The organism is Chitinophaga varians (assembly GCF_012641275.1).
Classification (GTDB): domain Bacteria; phylum Bacteroidota; class Bacteroidia; order Chitinophagales; family Chitinophagaceae; genus Chitinophaga; species Chitinophaga varians_A.
On record NZ_JABAIA010000002.1, the window covers coordinates 1,777,752 to 1,794,788 of the forward strand.

Consider the following 17,037-nt stretch of genomic DNA (forward strand, 5'->3'; position numbering starts at 1 on the left):
ATATGAAGCAAAAAACATTTGTCGCCCGATTCACCGGAAGCCTGCTCCTGTTGACCAGCACTGCTTTTGCGCAAGCACCGCAAACAGCCGGTTACCTTGACCACTTTGAGGGGGAATTTGCCAAAATACTGGTCAATGGCCACCAGCAATTGCTGCACCGCAGCGGTAAAGTAGTGGTGGACAAGCTGGAACAGGTCAGCTACTACCAGATCGCATCGGTAGTGAAGAACGGCGCTTATGGCGCCATTAACCGGAAGGGTGATATCATTGCCCCGTTCCGTTACGATGCCGTGCGCGTGTTGGGTGAAAATAAAAAAGACAGTCCGGAAGAAAACTACTGCCTGGTCACCGTTAAGCAGCAGGGTAAGATGGGAGCGGTGGACAGCCTTGGCAATGTGCTGTGCCAGCCTGAATACAGTAATATCGATGTCCTGACCCCCAAGGTATTCAGCATAAAGAAAAACGGGTTGTATGGCTGGTGCGATATGAAAACCGGCAAAGTGTTGCAGGAGCCGAAGTATGAAGACGTATCTCCCGCGTATGTGCCGGACCATGCCATCCTGGTAAAATCACAAGGCAAATTCGGACTGGCGCTGGAAGACGGCACGGTGCTGGTGCCGCCAAAGTACGAGCGTTTTATCGGTTGGAACAATGGCGGGCAGCTGTTCAGCTATTATGTGCCTGGCGGAAAATGCGGCCTGATGGACCGTCAGGGGAAAGTGCTGACGCCTGCCGTGTATGACGATATCGCGGAAGGCCCTTCAGACAAACTGGTGGCAGTAACGCAGCAGGGTAAGATTGGCCTGCTGGAGGTAGCAACCGGCAAACTTACAGTGCCGTTACAGTATTCAAAGGTGTCCCGCATGGGGCCACTCTTCCAGGTATGGAAAGGAGCGCTTTGCGGCCTGACGGATACCACCGGTAAAGAGGTGGTCCCTGTAGCCCATACAGAAATCCGCATGTACGATAGCAAAGGCAGCAGCGTTTTGGGCGCCTTGCCTTTGCCATTGACCTACACGCCGCCTTATTATGTAGTGGCCAAAAAAGGCGATGCCGCCGGCTTTTTTGACGTATCCGGCAAACAGCTGATGCCATACGGCTACACGGATATCGGCGTACTGCCGATCAACGATAAAGTATATGTTGTACCCGTTAAGGACGCTCAATGCGGCGTGGCTGATTTCTCCGGTAAATTGCTGATACCGGTGCGGTTCGATGGACTGGCTGTCAAATACGGTATGAGCAACTATGACGACGATGCCGCCGGCCAGGAGAAAAATAATTTCATCAGCGTGATGAAAGGAGAGAAAACAGGACTGTTTAACATCGCTACCGGCCAACTGGTGATTCCTGCGGAGTACACCGAAATCCGCTGGCAGAATGCAGACATGCTCCGTCTCGAACAGGGCGATAGCACTGCCCTCGCTGACAAGACTGGCAAGATAATCCGTCCGCTTACGCGATACGGTGCTTTCGATGCGGTAAGCCCGCAGCTTATAGTGGAAAGACGTTATACTGATGATAACGGCGTTACGTTGCTTATCAATAAAGCCGGGCAGATATTATATCAGAATAAATCCTGGGAATTTACAGCTTCCTCCTATAATCGCCTGCTGGTACCGGATTTCGACAAAACAAGACCTTTGCAGTTCAACAGTGGATTGCTGAAGGTAAGGGCCGATGCGCGTGAAAATCAGTTTGTGGACAGCACCGGTAAACTGGTAGTGTTCGACGAATATTCCTACGTGGGCGATTTCAGCAACGGACTGGCAGTGGCCCTCAATCAGGAAAAACGGGTGGGCATCATCAATGTCAACAAAAAGGTAGTATACCCGTTGGTGTTAGATGACATGGCCCCGGCAGATAATGAGCTGATACAAATGAAACAAGGCGGTAAAGTAGGACTGCTGCGTAAAGATGGTACGGTGTTGCTGCCGCTGGAATATGAAGATATCAGCAAAATTTATGACACGTCGCTGTACATCGTGACCCGCAACGGTAAAAAAGGAGTGCTGAATGCTGCCGGGAAAGAGTTGCTGCCGGCAGCTTATGATGATATCCGCTATAACAAAGATGTGAATTTTTTTGATGTTGCCAAAGATGGTAAAGGCGGTGTAGTGGCTGTTGATGGCACTGCCATCATTCCACCGGTGTATGATGACCTGGAACAGAATCAGGACTGGGGAACGAACTCCCGGTTCCCGGTGCTGGTAAAACAGGGTGAATGGTATTTGTATCTGGATGAACAGGGAAAACCTTTGCCCTGGCGTTCTAAAAAGAAGAAAGGGTTATGATCAATAAAAAAGCATGGACGGGCCTGATTGGCCTGCTGCTGGCCACACATACGCTGGTGGCACAACAAGGCTCGGTGTTTATCAACGGGTTCGCCCGTATAACCACAAAGGAAAAGAGCTGGTATATTGATACGACCGGTCAGAAAGTATTTGATAAGATAGAAGCGGTCTATCACCCGGTAGACAGTGTTTCTGAGCAAAACATCTTTGCCAATAACGATTGCAGCATGGCCATTGTAAGCAGCAACGGGAAGAAAGGGATGGTCAATGAAAAAGGACAGTGGGTGCTGAAACCCGAATACGACAAGCTGGAAGTGGCATTTAATGTCTATCTCGCCCTATACAAACAGGGGAAGATGACCTACGCGGACACCTGGGGCAAACTACTGCTGCCGCTGCAGTTTGAAAAGGCAGGCATACTGGACGATGACCGCTATGATGTAAAACAAAACGGAAAATGGGGCATATACGATGTGAAGCAGCGGCAGCTGACAATTCCGGCGGTATACGACGAAATTGACTACTGTGGCGGCTGCGGGAGCAAAAGTGATTATCTCTATGCAAAGAAAAACGGCAAGTGGGGCATCATCAGCGCAGCCAATGAAGTGCTGGTGCCATTTGCTTTTGAGCACAGTCATTCCATGATGCGCAGCGATGAGTGGGTATGCAGCTTCAAACAGAACGGTAAAGACGTGGTGGTGAACATCCCTCAAAAAAAAGTATATGGGGCGCCGTTATACAGCCAGATGGAAGTGATCGGCAACGGTATGCTGAAACTGAAAAAAGGCGGCCGCTTTGGACTGATTAACCGTAACGGGGAACAGGTGCTCGATTTTGTATATGACGATATTGCTGATCCGTACGGAGACTATGCCACCGGGCCTTATCTCACGGTCCGCAAAGGGGATAAAACCGGCATCGTTAATACTGACGGACGTATTATCATTGAGCCGGTGCTGGACGAAGAAGTGTCCTGCACGGACGACTACATTATTGCAGCGCGCAACGGCATGTACAATGTGTTTGACAGTACCGGCAAACCCATGCTGCCGGAAGATTATAACGATATCGAACCGCTGAAGGTTTCCGGTGGCGCCACCCTTTTCGCCCTGAAACAAAAAGCGTTGTATGGCTTTTTTAACCCGGCAAACGGAAAGGTGATCGCCCCGGCATTTCATGAGGTGGACCGGATCACCTCCGGCAGGGACAAAGGACTGATACAGGTCGTTTACCAGGAAAAACCGGGACTGTACAATGCAGATGGTACGCTGCTGCTGCCGGTAAAGTACGATGCCTGTGAGCGGCTGACAGACCGGCTTCTGGCTGTCAAGGCCGGCACTGGTACCGGTGTTTTCGATATCGGTAATCAACAGGAAATCATTCCGGCCAAATTCAAATACATCAATCCCATAGCACCGGACAGTTCGCTGTTGAGCGTTACCGCGGAAAACGAATCCGGCGACCTGGTGTATGGCCTTTATAGTTTAGCGGGTAAAGAACTGGTGCCGCCTGTATATACGTCTGTCGGTCCGCTGAATAAGGACCAGTACCTGCTGATGAAAGACAGGGAAACGGCCGTATTCTCGCTGGCCACCGGCAAAATCACTGCCCTGCCATATAAGGATATTGCCCAGGCCCGCGTGGCCAATACGCTCATCGTGTCAGACAGCCGTAGTTCCTGGCTCTGGGATGTGCGCACTGGTAAACCGGTTTCAGCACCTTTCCCGATGGTGAGGAAATACCAGGATGACACTACGCTATCATGTGCCATCGGTGAGTTTGGCTTTGGCGTGGCGTCTGTCACAAAAAACGGTAAAATGGGCGTCATCAATGCAATTGGACAGGAAGTGGTGCCGGCCATTTACGATGGCGTGTCGATATTGCAACAGGGCGTTATCCTCCTGGCAAAACAAAATGGTTATGCCTGGAAATATGGCTATGCCGATACAACTGGTAAACTGCTGGTGCCTCTCGAATATGATTATAACGTACACGGTTATATTTACGATTATGAAGACAGCACCTTTTTGCCTTTATATAAATCTGAAGACAACTACACCCGTACCTACAGCAAAGGAATGGCTGATCGTGATGGCAAAGTATTGGTGCCGGCCATTTATGACAGAGTGTTCGTTGGTAGAAACAATACCGGTTTCCTGGTATACAAAGAGGCGCGGTTTACCATACTGGATGCTGCCGGTAAAGCCGTGACAGCAGAGCAGTTCAAAGAGGTGATGTTGCCGCCGGCCGATAATCCGTACGCGGAATCAGCGGTACTCACTTACCCTTTGTTATGCAAAAGAAATGATCGGTACGTATACCTGCTGCGTAACGGAAAAACACTGCCGCTGGAAATAACGGGAGTGGTGCCGTTTAATCCGGATGCGGACGTGTGGTAACACGCAGAATATCATAAAAGCGAAACCGCCGTGCTTTCAACAGCACGGCGGTTTCGCTTTGTAGCCCGGGGCTGAAGCACTGGGTTACTTTTTATCCCACCATACTTTGGAGAGATAGGTATCGCCTTTAGACAGTCCTTTCACTGCCTGTTGATAGTTGTCTGTGTTCAGCAATGTTTCCAGCGAAGAATATACTGCCCTGCGCGGAATAGTACCATTGGTAGAGCCCTGATTGGGGCCGGGCGTAAGCACAGGGTAACCCGTGCGGCGCCATTCCGCATATGCTTCGTAATCGCGGCCGAACAGCTGTATCCATTTCTGGGTCATGATTTTCTCCAGCTGTTGTTCGGAGGTGAGACCGGCGAAAGAGAATTCAGCATCGATATACGCCTGCGGAATAGCAGTGATATTATATGGCTGCATGGCCATGGCAGCCTTAATACCGTCCTGGTAGAATTTTTCTGCATCTGCAGGTGCTGCGCCCCAGCCCATCAGCGCGGCTTCTGCTTTAAAGAAACAGACATCTGCGTAGGTGAACACATAACAGGGAATGGGCGTAGCCAGTGTTCTGTTGAAATAGGTGGTGGTAGATGCTGTAGAGTAATCGTCTTTGATGATACCTGCCAGCAATGCATCAGTGAGTGCTACGCCGATACCGCGGTATACCGGTGTGCCGCTGTTTTTTGAATTCACCGTGGGCGCTGCGATGAAAGGCAGCCGCGGATCTTTTTTATTGTTCAGCGTATTAACGAAAGCGCTGGCGAGGTAACGCAGATCGGGGCTGCCGCTGATAAACTGTGCCAGGATGGGATGTGCGTTCGTGGTCTGTGCATCGTTGAACGTAGGTACGGCAGCGTTATCTTTATTGTCGGTGAACAACGGTCCGCCCATAGCTTCCCGAACGGTCTTTTCAGCCAGTTGCGGCGACGCGTATTTGAGGCGCATGCCTAAACGCAGTTTGAGTGAGTTGCCGAATTTTTTCCAGTTATCGACATTGCCTTTATAGTAGAAGTCGGCGTTGCCATAGGAGGCGTCGCTGCTGTTCAGTTTGGCTATGGCTGCGTCCAGATCGGTGATCAGTTGTTTATAGATAGCTTCCTGGCTGTCGTACACCGGTTTGTTGTTCACATTGCCGGCATCTTCTGTGGTCTGCGAAAAAGGCACGTCGCCGAAGAGGTCGGTCAGCCGTTGCCATACATAGATCTCCACGATGCGGGCGATGGCCAGTTTGGTACGGCCGGTGGGGTCGTCTTCCTTTCCTTTAAGCGCCTGGTTGCGTATCTGGCCGAGATTGCGCAGCAGCGTGTAATGGTTCGCCCACATATTGTTATCAGGTTGTTGTATATACCGGGAGGTAGGCGCTACCAGGCCACCGGCCCAGTACTGCACCCAGGAGCCGACTTGTATATTGGCTGTTTCGGTACCTTCTGCAAAGGCGGCGTCTTTCTGTACTTTGGAGAGCAGGATGGCCGCATCTATATTGGTAACGGAGGTGGGCGGTGTGTTCAGCTCGTTGAAGTTCTTGGTGCAGCTGCCGAGGGAAAGGCTTCCCAGCAGCAGGGCGGTATATATGGAACGGTTGCGTGTTTTCATCTCTTTTCTTTTTTTGATTATAAATCCAGGCTCAGGTTGATGCCAAAGTTTCGCATCATGGGCAGCGCGGTAGATTCCAGGCCCAGGGAGGAGTTGTTGACGTTGAAGCCGGATGCTTCGGGGGAGAAACCATCTGTTTTACGCTGGAAGTAGAACAGGTTGCGGCCATAAATACCGATGCCGGCGCGTTTGATGATTTTGCCGGTGAACAGCCGGGTGGGCAGCTGATAGCTTAGGCTTATTTCCCGCATCGCGATGTAGCTGGCGTCGTTCATCATCTCTTCAGACACTACGTTTTCTTTGTCGCTGGCTACTACGTTCCAGTAGTCCTGTGCTTTTACGGCCATGGTATTGGCTTTACCGGTGCTTACCCAGTTGCCGTTGTTGTCTTTGGCGGCGATCATGCCACTGGCCACATAACTGCCGTCGCGGCCGGCGAGCGTCTTTTTAGTGGTGCCATAGATCAGCTCTTCGCGGTTACTTTGGGAGTAAACCATACCGCCCTGGCGGATGTCTATCAGCGTGCCGAGGGTAAAGCCTTTGTAACGGAAAGTGTTGGAGAAACCGCCGGTCCAGTCGGGGAGCGCGTTACCCAGTTCTGTCAACTGGCGGCCCTGGGTACGCAGCGGCAGCCCGGTAGCGGGGTCTATCAGGCGGTTGCCGTTTTCATCTTTCAGCCAGGCGAAGCCGGTGCCGATCATGGTGCCGAAAGGCTTTCCGGGAGCGGCTATCACGTTGATGCCCCTGTCGCTGCCGAGCACAAAGGTTTCTACGCCGGCGGTAAGGGACACCACTTCGTTGCGGTTACGGGAGAAATTGAAGGCGCTTTCCCAGGTGAAGCCGTTGGCCAGTTTCAGCGGAGTGCCGTTGATAGACACTTCGATGCCGCGGTTACGGATTTCACCGGCATTGATGCGGCGTGCTTCAAACTTGCTGGACGGCGGCAGCGGCACGTCCAGGATCTGATTTTTCGTAGCGGCGTTATAGTAAGTAAAGCTGATGCCTAAACGATTATTCAGCAACCGCAGGTCGGTACCGAATTCCACGGAGGTGGTCAGCTCGTTTTTCAGGTTAGGGTCGGGGATCACTGAGGTAAAATACCCCAGCGGCTGACCGCCATGGGTGAACTGATCGAGGCTGTAGGTACCGGTCAACTGGTAAGGATTGCCGGAGCTGCCTGCCTGTGCTACTGAGCCGCGGAGCTTCCAGTAGGTGAGCACATTGCTTTTCAGGTTGAGCATGTCGGTCATGATCACACTGGTGCTCACGGAAGGATAGAAGAATGAATTGTTTTTCGCGGACAGGGTAGAAGACCAGTCGTTGCGGGCGGAGAAATCGAGGAACCAGTAGTCGCGGAAGGACAGCTGGCCGAAGCCATACACGGAGTTGATTTCAGATTCCTGGAGATCAAAAAGGTAGGAATTGGTCAGTGTGTTATTGATCACATGCAGGTCCGGTACAATGAATTCTTTGCCGGTATTGCCGGTCATGCGGTAGAACTTTTTCTGATGGCTGCTGCCGGCATTGAGGCCCAGCGTAAAGTCTTTGTTGAGTGGCAGGTTGGCATTGAGCAATACGTCGTAGTTGTCTTCCCTTACCCGCAGCACTCTTTCTTCGATATCTCCGTTTCTGTTTTGGCTTTGATAGGTGCCTTTGGCGCGGTAGCGCAGGCGTTGTTCGGTGTAAAAATCGGTACCGCCGCGGGCTGTGAGTTTCAGCCATTTGGTGAAGTCGTACGACAGGCGGAGCATGCCCAGCACACGGTCGCGCTGATCGGCGTTGTAAGTTTTATGAATGGTCCAGTAAGGATTCGCGGTGGAACTGTTGGTGGCATAGGTTTTTTCCAGTCCGGGCGTAACGCCGCTGTAGCCAAGTTGTTTGGCCACATCTGCCGCTGTCCAGGCGTAGTCTGCGAGGATAGACATAGGCATGCTGCGTGGCTGGCTGATGAACAGATAAGCGGGGTTATCGGATGCATCGGAGAGGGTGGGCCTGTTTTTTCCTTTCTGGTTGATGTAGTTCATTTTAGCGTCCAGTTGCAGCTTCGGTGTGATGGATGCCTGCGCGCGGAGGGTAAACGTGTTACGGTCCAGTGTATTGGAAGGCACATAGCCGTCTACGTGCGTATTGGAGTAGGAAAAGCGGTAGTTGACTTTATCATTGCCGCCTTCGGCGCTGATATTGTTGACGAGTTGTTTTTCCTGGTTAAAGAATTGTTTGTAGGTATTGGGTTGAGGAGTGAGGCTGAGGATATTGCCCCACTGGTCTTCATATTGCTGGCCTTCCATTTTAGGGCCCCAGCTGCTGCGGGCGATACGGTCGCGGCCAGCGCTCATTTTGGGCATTCCTTTCAGGCCTTGTGCTTTAGCCTGTTCCATGGTGTATATCTTGCCATCGGTAGCGCGGAAGTGGGTGAAATCACCATTGAGGCCCTGGCCGTATTCATCCTGGAAATCGGGCGTCACCAGTGGATTGCCGATAGAGTAGTCACTGCTGAATTTGATGCCGATGCCTTTGCGAGAGCTGCCGGACTTGGTGGTGATGAGCACTACGCCGTTGCTACCCCGTTGGCCGTACAAGGCGGCGGCGTTGGGACCTTTCAGGATGGAGATGCTTTCGATATCGTCCTGGTTGATATTGGAGATGCCATCGCCATAGTCTACACCGCCGGTGCTGCCGGCTGCGCCAATGTTCTGGTTGTCGAGCGGCACGCCGTCCACCACGTACAGCGGCTGGCTGTTGCCCTGCAGGGAGTTGTTGCCACGGATAACGATTTTGGAAGAACCGCCGGCGCCGGAGGCGGGACGGCTTACCTGTACGCCGGCCACTTTACCGGAGAGGGCGTTGGCCACATTTACTTCTTTGCCTTCGGAGAGGTCGGCCCCTTTTAGTTCTGCCACGGTATAACCGAGCGATTTGCTTTCCCTTTTGATGCCTAACGCGGTCACCACTACTTCTGACAGGCCTTTGGGACCTTCGCTCATCTTCACGTTCAGCTGGGTGCTGCCGTTGGGTTCGAGGCGTTGTTTGCTGTAACCGATGAAAGAAAACAGCAGGGCTTTGGCGCCGTTGGGCAGCTGTATGCTGTATCTGCCGGTGCCATCGGTCACGGTGCCTTTGGTGGAGCCTTCTACGGTAACGGTCACACCGGGCAGCGGCACATCTTTTTCATCGGTCACTTTACCGGTGATGAGGGTGTCTGCTGCGAGGTGGGAGGCGGGCTGCTTTACCGGCGCTTCTTTCAGGGAGATGGTACGGTCAATGATTTTGTAGGCAAGCGGTTGACCGGCGAGGCATTGGTCCATCACGGTGGTGATGTCTGCATCTTTTACCTGTACGTTGACTTTACCGGTTTTTTTCAGCAGCTCGTTGTTATACAGGAAATAGTAGCCTGTCTGTTGACGGATGGCAGCAAATACCTGTTCCAGCGGCGCCTGCTGCATAGACAGGGTGATCTTTTGCGCATAGCCGGTGGCCGATACGCTCAGTGCGGCCAGCAACAGCAGTAGGGCGGTCAGGTGGGCTGCTGCACGGATTTTTACAGGCAAAGGGAATAGCATGCCCCGCCGGCAGGCGGAAATAAATCTTTTCATCATCAGTTTGAATTTTAGATTAATAGCGGTTATGTCCCGTTAATTTTGGCATTTCAGTGTTCTTCATTACAGGTATTGTTAATTCGCGTGTACTCGTTTACGTTATAGGCCTACGCTAACTTTACGGCCCCGGATATCAAAATGGGCGCCGCTTACATAATTCAGCATCTCCAGTACTTGTGACAGTCTTGCCTGCCTGCTGATGTTGCCGCTGATTTTTCCGGTGGGCAGCGGGCCTTTGAAGTCCAGCTCCAGGTCGTACCAGCGGGCCACCTGCTCCATGATGTCGCGGAGATCATCGTCTTTAAAATAAAAGATGCCTTCTTTCCAGGCGATGGCTTTTTCGGTATCGGCATAGGTGATGGACACCTGCTCATGCTGTACACGGGCCTGCTGGCCGGGTACAAGCTGCCAGGACCGTTTGCCGGGCAACTGTACTTTAACGGCCCCGCTGACCAGTGTGGTGTTGACGGTATGGTCATAGGCCCCGATATTGAAGCTGGTCCCCAGTACCAGCACGTCCACGCCGTTGACAGTCACTTTAAAAGGCTGACGGGCATTGGCTGCCACTTCAAAATATCCTTCGCCGGTAAGGGCCACTTTCCGCTCTGCCCCGTTGAAATGAACAGGGAAAGTGAGGGAGGACGCGGCATTGAGCCATACTTTGGTGCCGTCTTCCAGCGTTAGCTGGTATTGCCCGGCCCTGTTGGTGGTCAGCGTATTGTATAGGCTGGTGGTGGCGCTGTCGCTGGCATCTGTATAAACAAGACTGCCATTGCCCCGCTGAATAGTGGTGCCATCGGCTTCGGTGATGGTCTGGCTGCCATTACTGCCCAAGGTCACTGTTTTGCCGTTGCCCAGTTGTAATACGGCCTGGTTGCCGCCGGGCAGCACGTCGTTACGGAAAGTGTGCGATTGGTCTGCTACAATCCGGGCGTCCCTGCTGTTTTCCGGGCGGGAATACAACCATACAATGCCGGTGACCACTGCGGCAGCGGCGGCGGTCCATGCGGCCAGTTTTATCCATACCGGCCTGCGGACAGGCGGCGGCGTGGAAATGCGTGCCTGCACAGCCTCCCAGTCGGCCTGTACGTCTATCGTTTCCTGGAAGGCAATACCGGCGGCCAGTTGCTCCGGGTCTTGCAGGTCACGGTACAACGCTTCGTGACGCGGATCTGCCGCCAGCCATATTTGCAGCTGTTGCTGTTCGGCGCTGGTGGCTTCTCCGCGCAGGCAACGCAATATCAGCGCGGCTTGGTCAAAAGTATCGTGATGTTGGTCCATTTGGTCGTTTCCATGATAAAGAAACGTTACCTCAAAAAAGGGGTGACAAACACAGAAAGTTTTTTTTCAAAAGAAAGAATTAAAGGAAAAGCAGGCTGTAAATTTCAGGGTTCAGCCGTTGCCGTAGCAGGTGAAGGCCCCGCTTCTTCTGCGTTTTGACGGTATTGATGCTGATGTTCAGCTGTTGGGCGATCTCCTGGTTTTTCAGGCCTTCTATATAACCAAGGCGGATGATTTCCTGACATGCTTCAGGAAGTGTCTGTAGTACACGATTAATTTCTCCCAGTACCTCAGACCGGATCATGGTCAATACCACGGTGGCGTCATCGGACGGAGGAACAGGCTGCGAAGCGGCAAATTTCTCCACTACTTTTTCATGGCGTAAAAGGTTCAGACAGGCATGGCGGACGGTGGTGTACAGAAAATTCCTGATGGCCACGGGGTGAGGCGCTACCTGCCCGCGTTGTCCCAGGTAGCTGACAAAGGCTTCCTGTGCAATATCGCGCGCCTGGTCTTTGTCTCCCGTAAACTGGAAGGCAAAATAACACAGCCGCTGGTAGTAGGCTTTAAAAAGACTGGCTGGCTCCAGTGTATCTGATTGCATAGACATATTCGCTCCCTTTCTGACCTGGTTACTAATATAGTGCGAATTTTGGGCAGTGCCGGCAACAGCACCGCAGTGGTAACATACACATAAAATCGCAAAAAAGATAAACAAATAGCCGTTATCTTCGGGCACGAACAACAAGTTGACCTGTTTTTTATGAAGAAATTTTTAATCAGCTGCCTGTTACTGGGCAGCATTATGGTGGCAAAGGCCCAGCAAACCCCTTTTGTGCTTGGTGTAACTGATAAAATAACCTCGCGCGAGCTTGGAGAATCCAGAACATTAAATATCTATCTGCCGGAAGGCTACAGTAAAGACACGGCTACCTATCCGGTGGTGTATCTGTTGGATGGATCGGCCAATGAGGACTTTATACATGTGTCGGGCCTGGTGCAGTACCTGACCATGATCCGTTTTATGCCGCCGGTGATATTGGTAGGTATCGCCAATGTGGACCGTAAACGGGACTTCACTTTCCCGACCACGATTGCGGAAGATAAAAAAGCCTATCCCACTACCGGTGGTTCGGCGAAGTTTATCGCTTTCCTGGAGAAAGACCTGCAGCCTTATATTTCGAAGCATTACCGTGTAAGGCCCAACCGTACGCTGGTAGGGCAGTCGCTGGGTGGTTTGCTGGCGGCGGAAGTGCTGTTGCGCCGTCCTTCGCTCTTTGAGCAGTATGCCATCATCAGCCCCAGCTTCTGGTGGAGCAACCAGTCACTGCTGACGGAAGCGCCGGCACTGTTGCAGGCGAACCTGAAGCAGCCGGTCAGTGTGTACTTGTCCGTAGGAGAGGAAGGCGCTGTGATGAAAAATGACGCTACCCGTTTTGCGGGGATACTGGCGGCGGCCAATCCGCAGCTGGTCAGCGCAAAGTACGTGCCTATGCCGGCAGAGAACCATCTCACGATACTGCACCGCAGCCTCTATGGCGGGCTGGACACACTGTTCCACAAGATGGTGCCGCCTGCTAAGCAATAATGTAATCTTTCAGTATTACCGGCACATAGCTGTTGTCTACATACAGTACCGGAAAAATACCGTTGCGGTGCTGTATGTAGTCACACGTCGCTTTGTCGAGGATGCTAAAATCAAAAGATTTCAGGTAGATCTGATGCCCGCCTGTGAAGGAAGCGGGCAGGGAGTAAGTCTGCATGTTAACCCCCACCTGCGAAGCGCGCAACAGCCGTACAATAGTTTTGTCATCAGGATTATTAGTGTCAAATGGAATATTGTCCACCCGGTCGGAAATGTTTTGCAGCAGCGCCGTGTCCCAGCGGGTATCGCTGGTGCTGAAGATACCATAGTACAGCTGTTGCTGCTCATTGAATTTGATGATCTTGGCGAGACATACAGGTTTCCGGGAGATGTTTTCCAACACTTGTTGTTTCCCTTTTCCGGAGATGATAACGAAGAGCACTACTCCGGCTATTGTAATCAGCCCGGCCGTCAGCCCGTAGCCGCTCTGCAGCAGCCTGCCCCCGTTGAGGGCATACAGCGTAAGACTGCCTGCAATAATCAGCAGGGTAGGCAATAACAACGATTTGTTACCAGATGTGAAATGCGCGTAATTCCTTTTCCAGTCGGTTTTTTTTTCAAGATGTTCCAGTTTGGTGACATCATAATGTGCCATCATGGGCGATAGATGTTTTTCATATCAGGTGAATAGTAATCAAGTAAGGTTTCCTATCTAAAATGATCCAGTAATAATTGGGTTAAGCGGCCGGTCGTATCAAGTAATATGTAAAGATAAAGAAAGTCCCGCAGTTGAACATCAACCACGGGACACGAAATTAAAAAATACCTAAAATTAGGGAGATGTCGGGTCAGCTGCCCAATACCACTTTAATGGCTGCGCCCAGTTCCGCTGTTTCAGGCGTTTCATTGTCCGTGTCTTTCTCAAACCAGAAGTCAGCGCCGTCACTGTCTTGTTTCCTCACTAACTGCATGGTCCTGTTGGGCAATGATACCAGGAAACTGTCGGCCGACTCCTGTGAAACGGCCAGCAGCTGTCCGTGATAATCGATATGAAATGTGCTCATGGCTGTCGTTTTATGAAACGAACCACAATCATTATGCCTGTATGCCATCGAGCAGACTGAACAACACCATTTTTTTGGGCCAACTTTTCCTATTTTTAAGGCTGCAACAATTCAGGCTTATGAAAAGATGTTTAAACGTCCTGTTATTACTGGCTGTTACAACGATGGCTGCACAGGCACAACAATTGTACGAACCACGTAACATCAGGAAGGCGTATGAGAATAAAACCCGCTCCCGTAGCGGTAATCCCGGTCCCAACTATTGGCAGAACAAAGGACGGTACGATATTCATCTTACTGTTAATCCTCCTTCTCCGGTGGTATATGGCAGGGAATCCATCACCTATATCAACAACAGTCCGGACGCACTGGAAACGCTTGTGCTCGATCTGATTGGTAATCAACACAAGCCACAATCACCCCGCTCGGGATATGTCAGCAAAGATTACCTGTCTGCCGGTATGGTGATCGACACACTGGTGATCAATGGCAAAACGGTTGCATACAACAATGACAACGGCACTGTAGGCACCGTATCACTGCCATCACCGCTGGCATCGAAAGACAGCCTGCAAATGCAGATCAGCTGGCACCATGAACTGTCAGTGGAAAGCGGGCGGGAAGGCATTATCGACAGTACCACCTATTTTCTTGCCTACTATTATCCGCGTGTTGCCGTATACGATGACTACAACGGCTGGAACATGCTGCAACATCTGGGGCGCGCTGAGTTCTACAATGATTTCAGTGACTATACAGTAGCGGTAAAAGTGCCGAAGAACTTTGTGGTATGGGGCACGGGCAACCTGTTGAACGCTGCGGAAGTACTGCAACCGGAATATGCGGCCCGGCTGAAAACATCCTACAGCAGCGATGCCGTCATGCACATCGCCACCCGCGAAGAAATGCTGGCCGGAAAAGTGACCCGTCAGCAGGACTGGAATACCTGGAAGTTCAGTTACAACGATATCGTGGACGTAACCCTGGGCCTTAGCAACCACTATGTATGGGACGCTGCCAGCGTGATGGTGGACAGCACCACACGCCGCCGCTCCAGCATACAGGCGGCCTACAATGATACGGCCTATGACTTCCGCCAGTCGGTGGCCTTTGCGCATACGGCTTTGTCATATTTCTCGCATCGCTGGCCAGGCGTACCTTATCCTTATCCGGTGATGACTGCCTTCCAGGGATATGCGGACATGGAATACCCGATGATGGTCAACGACGGCTCATTGGGACAGGACCTTGATTTTGCACAACTGCTGCAGGACCACGAAATGGCGCACACCTATTTCCCTTTCTATATGGGCATCAATGAAAGCCGCTATGCTTATATGGATGAAGGATGGGCCACTACGTTCGAATATTTTGTACGCATACACGAAAAAGGAAAAGCCAGCGCGGACGACTTCTATAAAAAGTTCCGCGTGGCCCGCTACATCGGCGACCCGTCCGCGGAAGAAGACCAACCCATCATTACCATGTCCAACCAGGTGACGGGCGACGGTTACTCTGTCAACTCCTACGGTAAAGCCTCACTGTCCTATCTGGCGGTGAAAGACCTGTTGGGAGACGCCCTGTTCCGCAAATGCCTGCACACCTATATGGACAAATGGCATGGCAAACACCCTATTCCATGGGATTTTTTCTATTGCTTCAATGCTGCGGCCGGACAAGACCTTAACTGGTTCTGGCAGAACTGGTTCTTCAGCAATAACTATATCGATCTGAAACTGGAAAGTGTGCTGGCCAAAGGAAAAACAGCCACGCTCCACATCAGCAACGAAGGTGGTTTTGCTATTCCATTTGACGTTGTAGTGAACTATACTGATGGCACCAAATCGACAGTGCATCAAACACCGGCGGTGTGGAAGAAAAATCCGCGTACGCTGCAATTAACGGTGCCGGCAAACAAAGCAGTGGCCTCCATCTCGCTGGACGGCAATCTCTTTATGGATGCCACACCGGACAACAACACCTGGAAAAGCAAGCTGTAATTATTTCCTGCGGTACACGACAGGGTTCACCAACGAACTGTAAGTCAGGGAATCCTTACCGGTGATATTAAAAAAGAAAGCGGTAGTGCCGGCAGGTACTGCCGCTTTTACTTTTGTCCCATGTACCGTGGCAGGTACTGTCAACCACTGTTTCCGCTGCCAGCTGGTGGTGTCGGTAGTATAACACATGACCGCCCGTGCAGCTTCATGTCCTGGCGGCAGTGTTATGGCCAGCTGGCCGTCATCATCTGCTGCAAGCGTAAATTTCGGTAGTGCTGCAGTGTCTTTTACAACTTGCCGGGCGAAAGCAAATATCTCCGGCTGTTCCCACTGGTGGCCATGTTTACTGGTGATGGCCAGCGATTGCAGGCGAGGCCCCTGGCCTGTTAAGACCGACTGTTGCCAGATATCCAGCGGAAAAGCGGGATCGTTGGTGCCCGTTACCCAAAGGACAGGCGCCTGGCTGTTCTTCAGGTATACCGACGGGTCCCACTGCTGTTTGTAGGTAGTCAGCTGCCTGGGCGTCATCGCATCAAAATGTATTTTAAAACCGGGGGCGGTGGTCTGATAGAGGTAACCACAGCCATACACCGGAATGGCAAAGGCGAAACGGTCGTCTATCCCGATAACGGCAGACGTGATCACGCCGCCCCAGGAAATACCGTGTATGCCTATCCGTTGGGGATCGATCTCCGGGAAAGACCGAAGCAGTGACATCGCTCTGCTCACGTCGGCTACGGCGTGATAGAACCATTGCTCGTCTTTGGCCAGTTCAATGTCGCCGAAGGTGGTGATACGCGGCGGGCCGCCATAGGCATGCGCGGGCCTGTTGGGATGACTGCCGGAAGGCAGATGTCCTTCCAGGTCCATGGCTATGGCGGCGAAACCATGGTCTACCCACGCCTGCACCCATGCGGGAAAGGCAGTGCCGCCGCCGCCATGTACACATATCACGGCGGGCCATCCTCCCGGCGGCGGTGTGCCGGCAGGCGTTTTATAATAGGCGAAAACCCTTGTGGGATTTGATTTGTAAGGAAGGCCTTCGTAGAAGAAGGAACGGAAACCGGTTACCTGGCAGGAGTCGGCAGGATAGGTGCGGGGTGTCTCGCGAAGACGGGAAAGGTCCCAGGGAAGCGGACTTTGAGCAGCCACGAAAAGACTGCTCAAAGTCAGTATGCATAACAGGAATTTTCTCATGACACTAAAAATAGTGCATGGCGCCCGT

11 protein-coding genes are annotated in these 17,037 nt (G+C 52.0%); 4 read left to right on the forward strand and 7 right to left on the reverse strand.

Annotated features, from left to right (window positions below):
- Positions 1-2 precede the first annotated feature (2 nt).
- Both HGH92_RS22025 and HGH92_RS22030 read left to right on the forward strand, forming a co-directional pair.
- Complete coding sequence (locus tag HGH92_RS22025; protein WP_168872902.1) at positions 3-2,294, forward strand: WG repeat-containing protein; 2,292 nt, start codon at positions 3-5, stop codon at positions 2,292-2,294.
- Positions 2,291-4,693, forward strand: coding sequence for a WG repeat-containing protein (locus HGH92_RS22030; protein ID WP_168872903.1), 2,403 nt, complete (start codon positions 2,291-2,293; stop codon positions 4,691-4,693). Before HGH92_RS22025 ends, HGH92_RS22030 begins: the two co-directional genes overlap by 4 nt.
- A gap of 84 nt (positions 4,694-4,777) precedes the next feature.
- Here the strand turns inward: HGH92_RS22030 and HGH92_RS22035 are convergent, their stop codons facing one another.
- From HGH92_RS22035 to HGH92_RS22050, 4 genes are all read right to left on the reverse strand, one after another.
- On the reverse strand, positions 4,778-6,286 hold the full coding sequence (locus HGH92_RS22035; RefSeq protein WP_168872904.1) for a SusD/RagB family nutrient-binding outer membrane lipoprotein: 1,509 nt from the start codon (positions 6,284-6,286) through the stop codon (positions 4,778-4,780).
- A 17-nt stretch (positions 6,287-6,303) separates the two neighbouring features.
- Entirely contained in the window at positions 6,304-9,882 is a 3,579-nt protein-coding gene (locus HGH92_RS22040) for a SusC/RagA family TonB-linked outer membrane protein (protein WP_211092687.1), read from the reverse strand.
- Positions 9,883-9,981: 99 nt separating this feature from the next.
- Positions 9,982-11,163: a FecR family protein gene (locus HGH92_RS22045; RefSeq protein WP_168872905.1), complete on the reverse strand. Its 1,182-nt coding sequence runs from the start codon at positions 11,161-11,163 to the stop codon at positions 9,982-9,984.
- Between the two features lie 79 nt (positions 11,164-11,242).
- Positions 11,243-11,773 carry an RNA polymerase sigma-70 factor gene (locus HGH92_RS22050; RefSeq protein WP_168872906.1) on the reverse strand — a complete coding sequence of 177 codons (531 nt, stop codon included), beginning with the start codon at positions 11,771-11,773 and terminating at the stop codon, positions 11,243-11,245.
- 153 nt (positions 11,774-11,926) lie between these two features.
- On the opposite strand from HGH92_RS22050, the gene HGH92_RS22055 reads away from it, so the two are divergent.
- Entirely contained in the window at positions 11,927-12,751 is an 825-nt protein-coding gene (locus HGH92_RS22055) for an alpha/beta hydrolase (RefSeq protein WP_168872907.1), read from the forward strand.
- On the opposite strand, the gene HGH92_RS22060 is transcribed toward HGH92_RS22055, so the two are convergent.
- Together HGH92_RS22060 and HGH92_RS22065 are read right to left on the reverse strand one after the other, a co-directional pair.
- Complete coding sequence (locus tag HGH92_RS22060) at positions 12,741-13,406, reverse strand: hypothetical protein (RefSeq protein ID WP_168872908.1); 666 nt, start codon at positions 13,404-13,406, stop codon at positions 12,741-12,743. The genes HGH92_RS22055 and HGH92_RS22060 overlap by 11 nt on opposite strands.
- Before the next feature lie 190 nt (positions 13,407-13,596).
- Positions 13,597-13,812 (reverse strand): hypothetical protein, encoded by a 216-nt coding sequence (locus tag HGH92_RS22065; RefSeq protein ID WP_168872909.1) that lies wholly within the window; start codon positions 13,810-13,812, stop codon positions 13,597-13,599.
- A gap of 119 nt (positions 13,813-13,931) precedes the next feature.
- Here HGH92_RS22065 and HGH92_RS22070 point away from each other — a divergent pair, with 119 nt between their 5' ends.
- Entirely contained in the window at positions 13,932-15,812 is a 1,881-nt protein-coding gene (locus HGH92_RS22070) for a M1 family metallopeptidase (RefSeq protein ID WP_168872910.1), read from the forward strand.
- Here the strand turns inward: HGH92_RS22070 and HGH92_RS22075 are convergent, their stop codons facing one another.
- Positions 15,813-17,009: an alpha/beta hydrolase family protein gene (locus tag HGH92_RS22075; RefSeq protein ID WP_168872911.1), complete on the reverse strand. Its 1,197-nt coding sequence runs from the start codon at positions 17,007-17,009 to the stop codon at positions 15,813-15,815.
- Positions 17,010-17,037 lie beyond the last annotated feature (28 nt).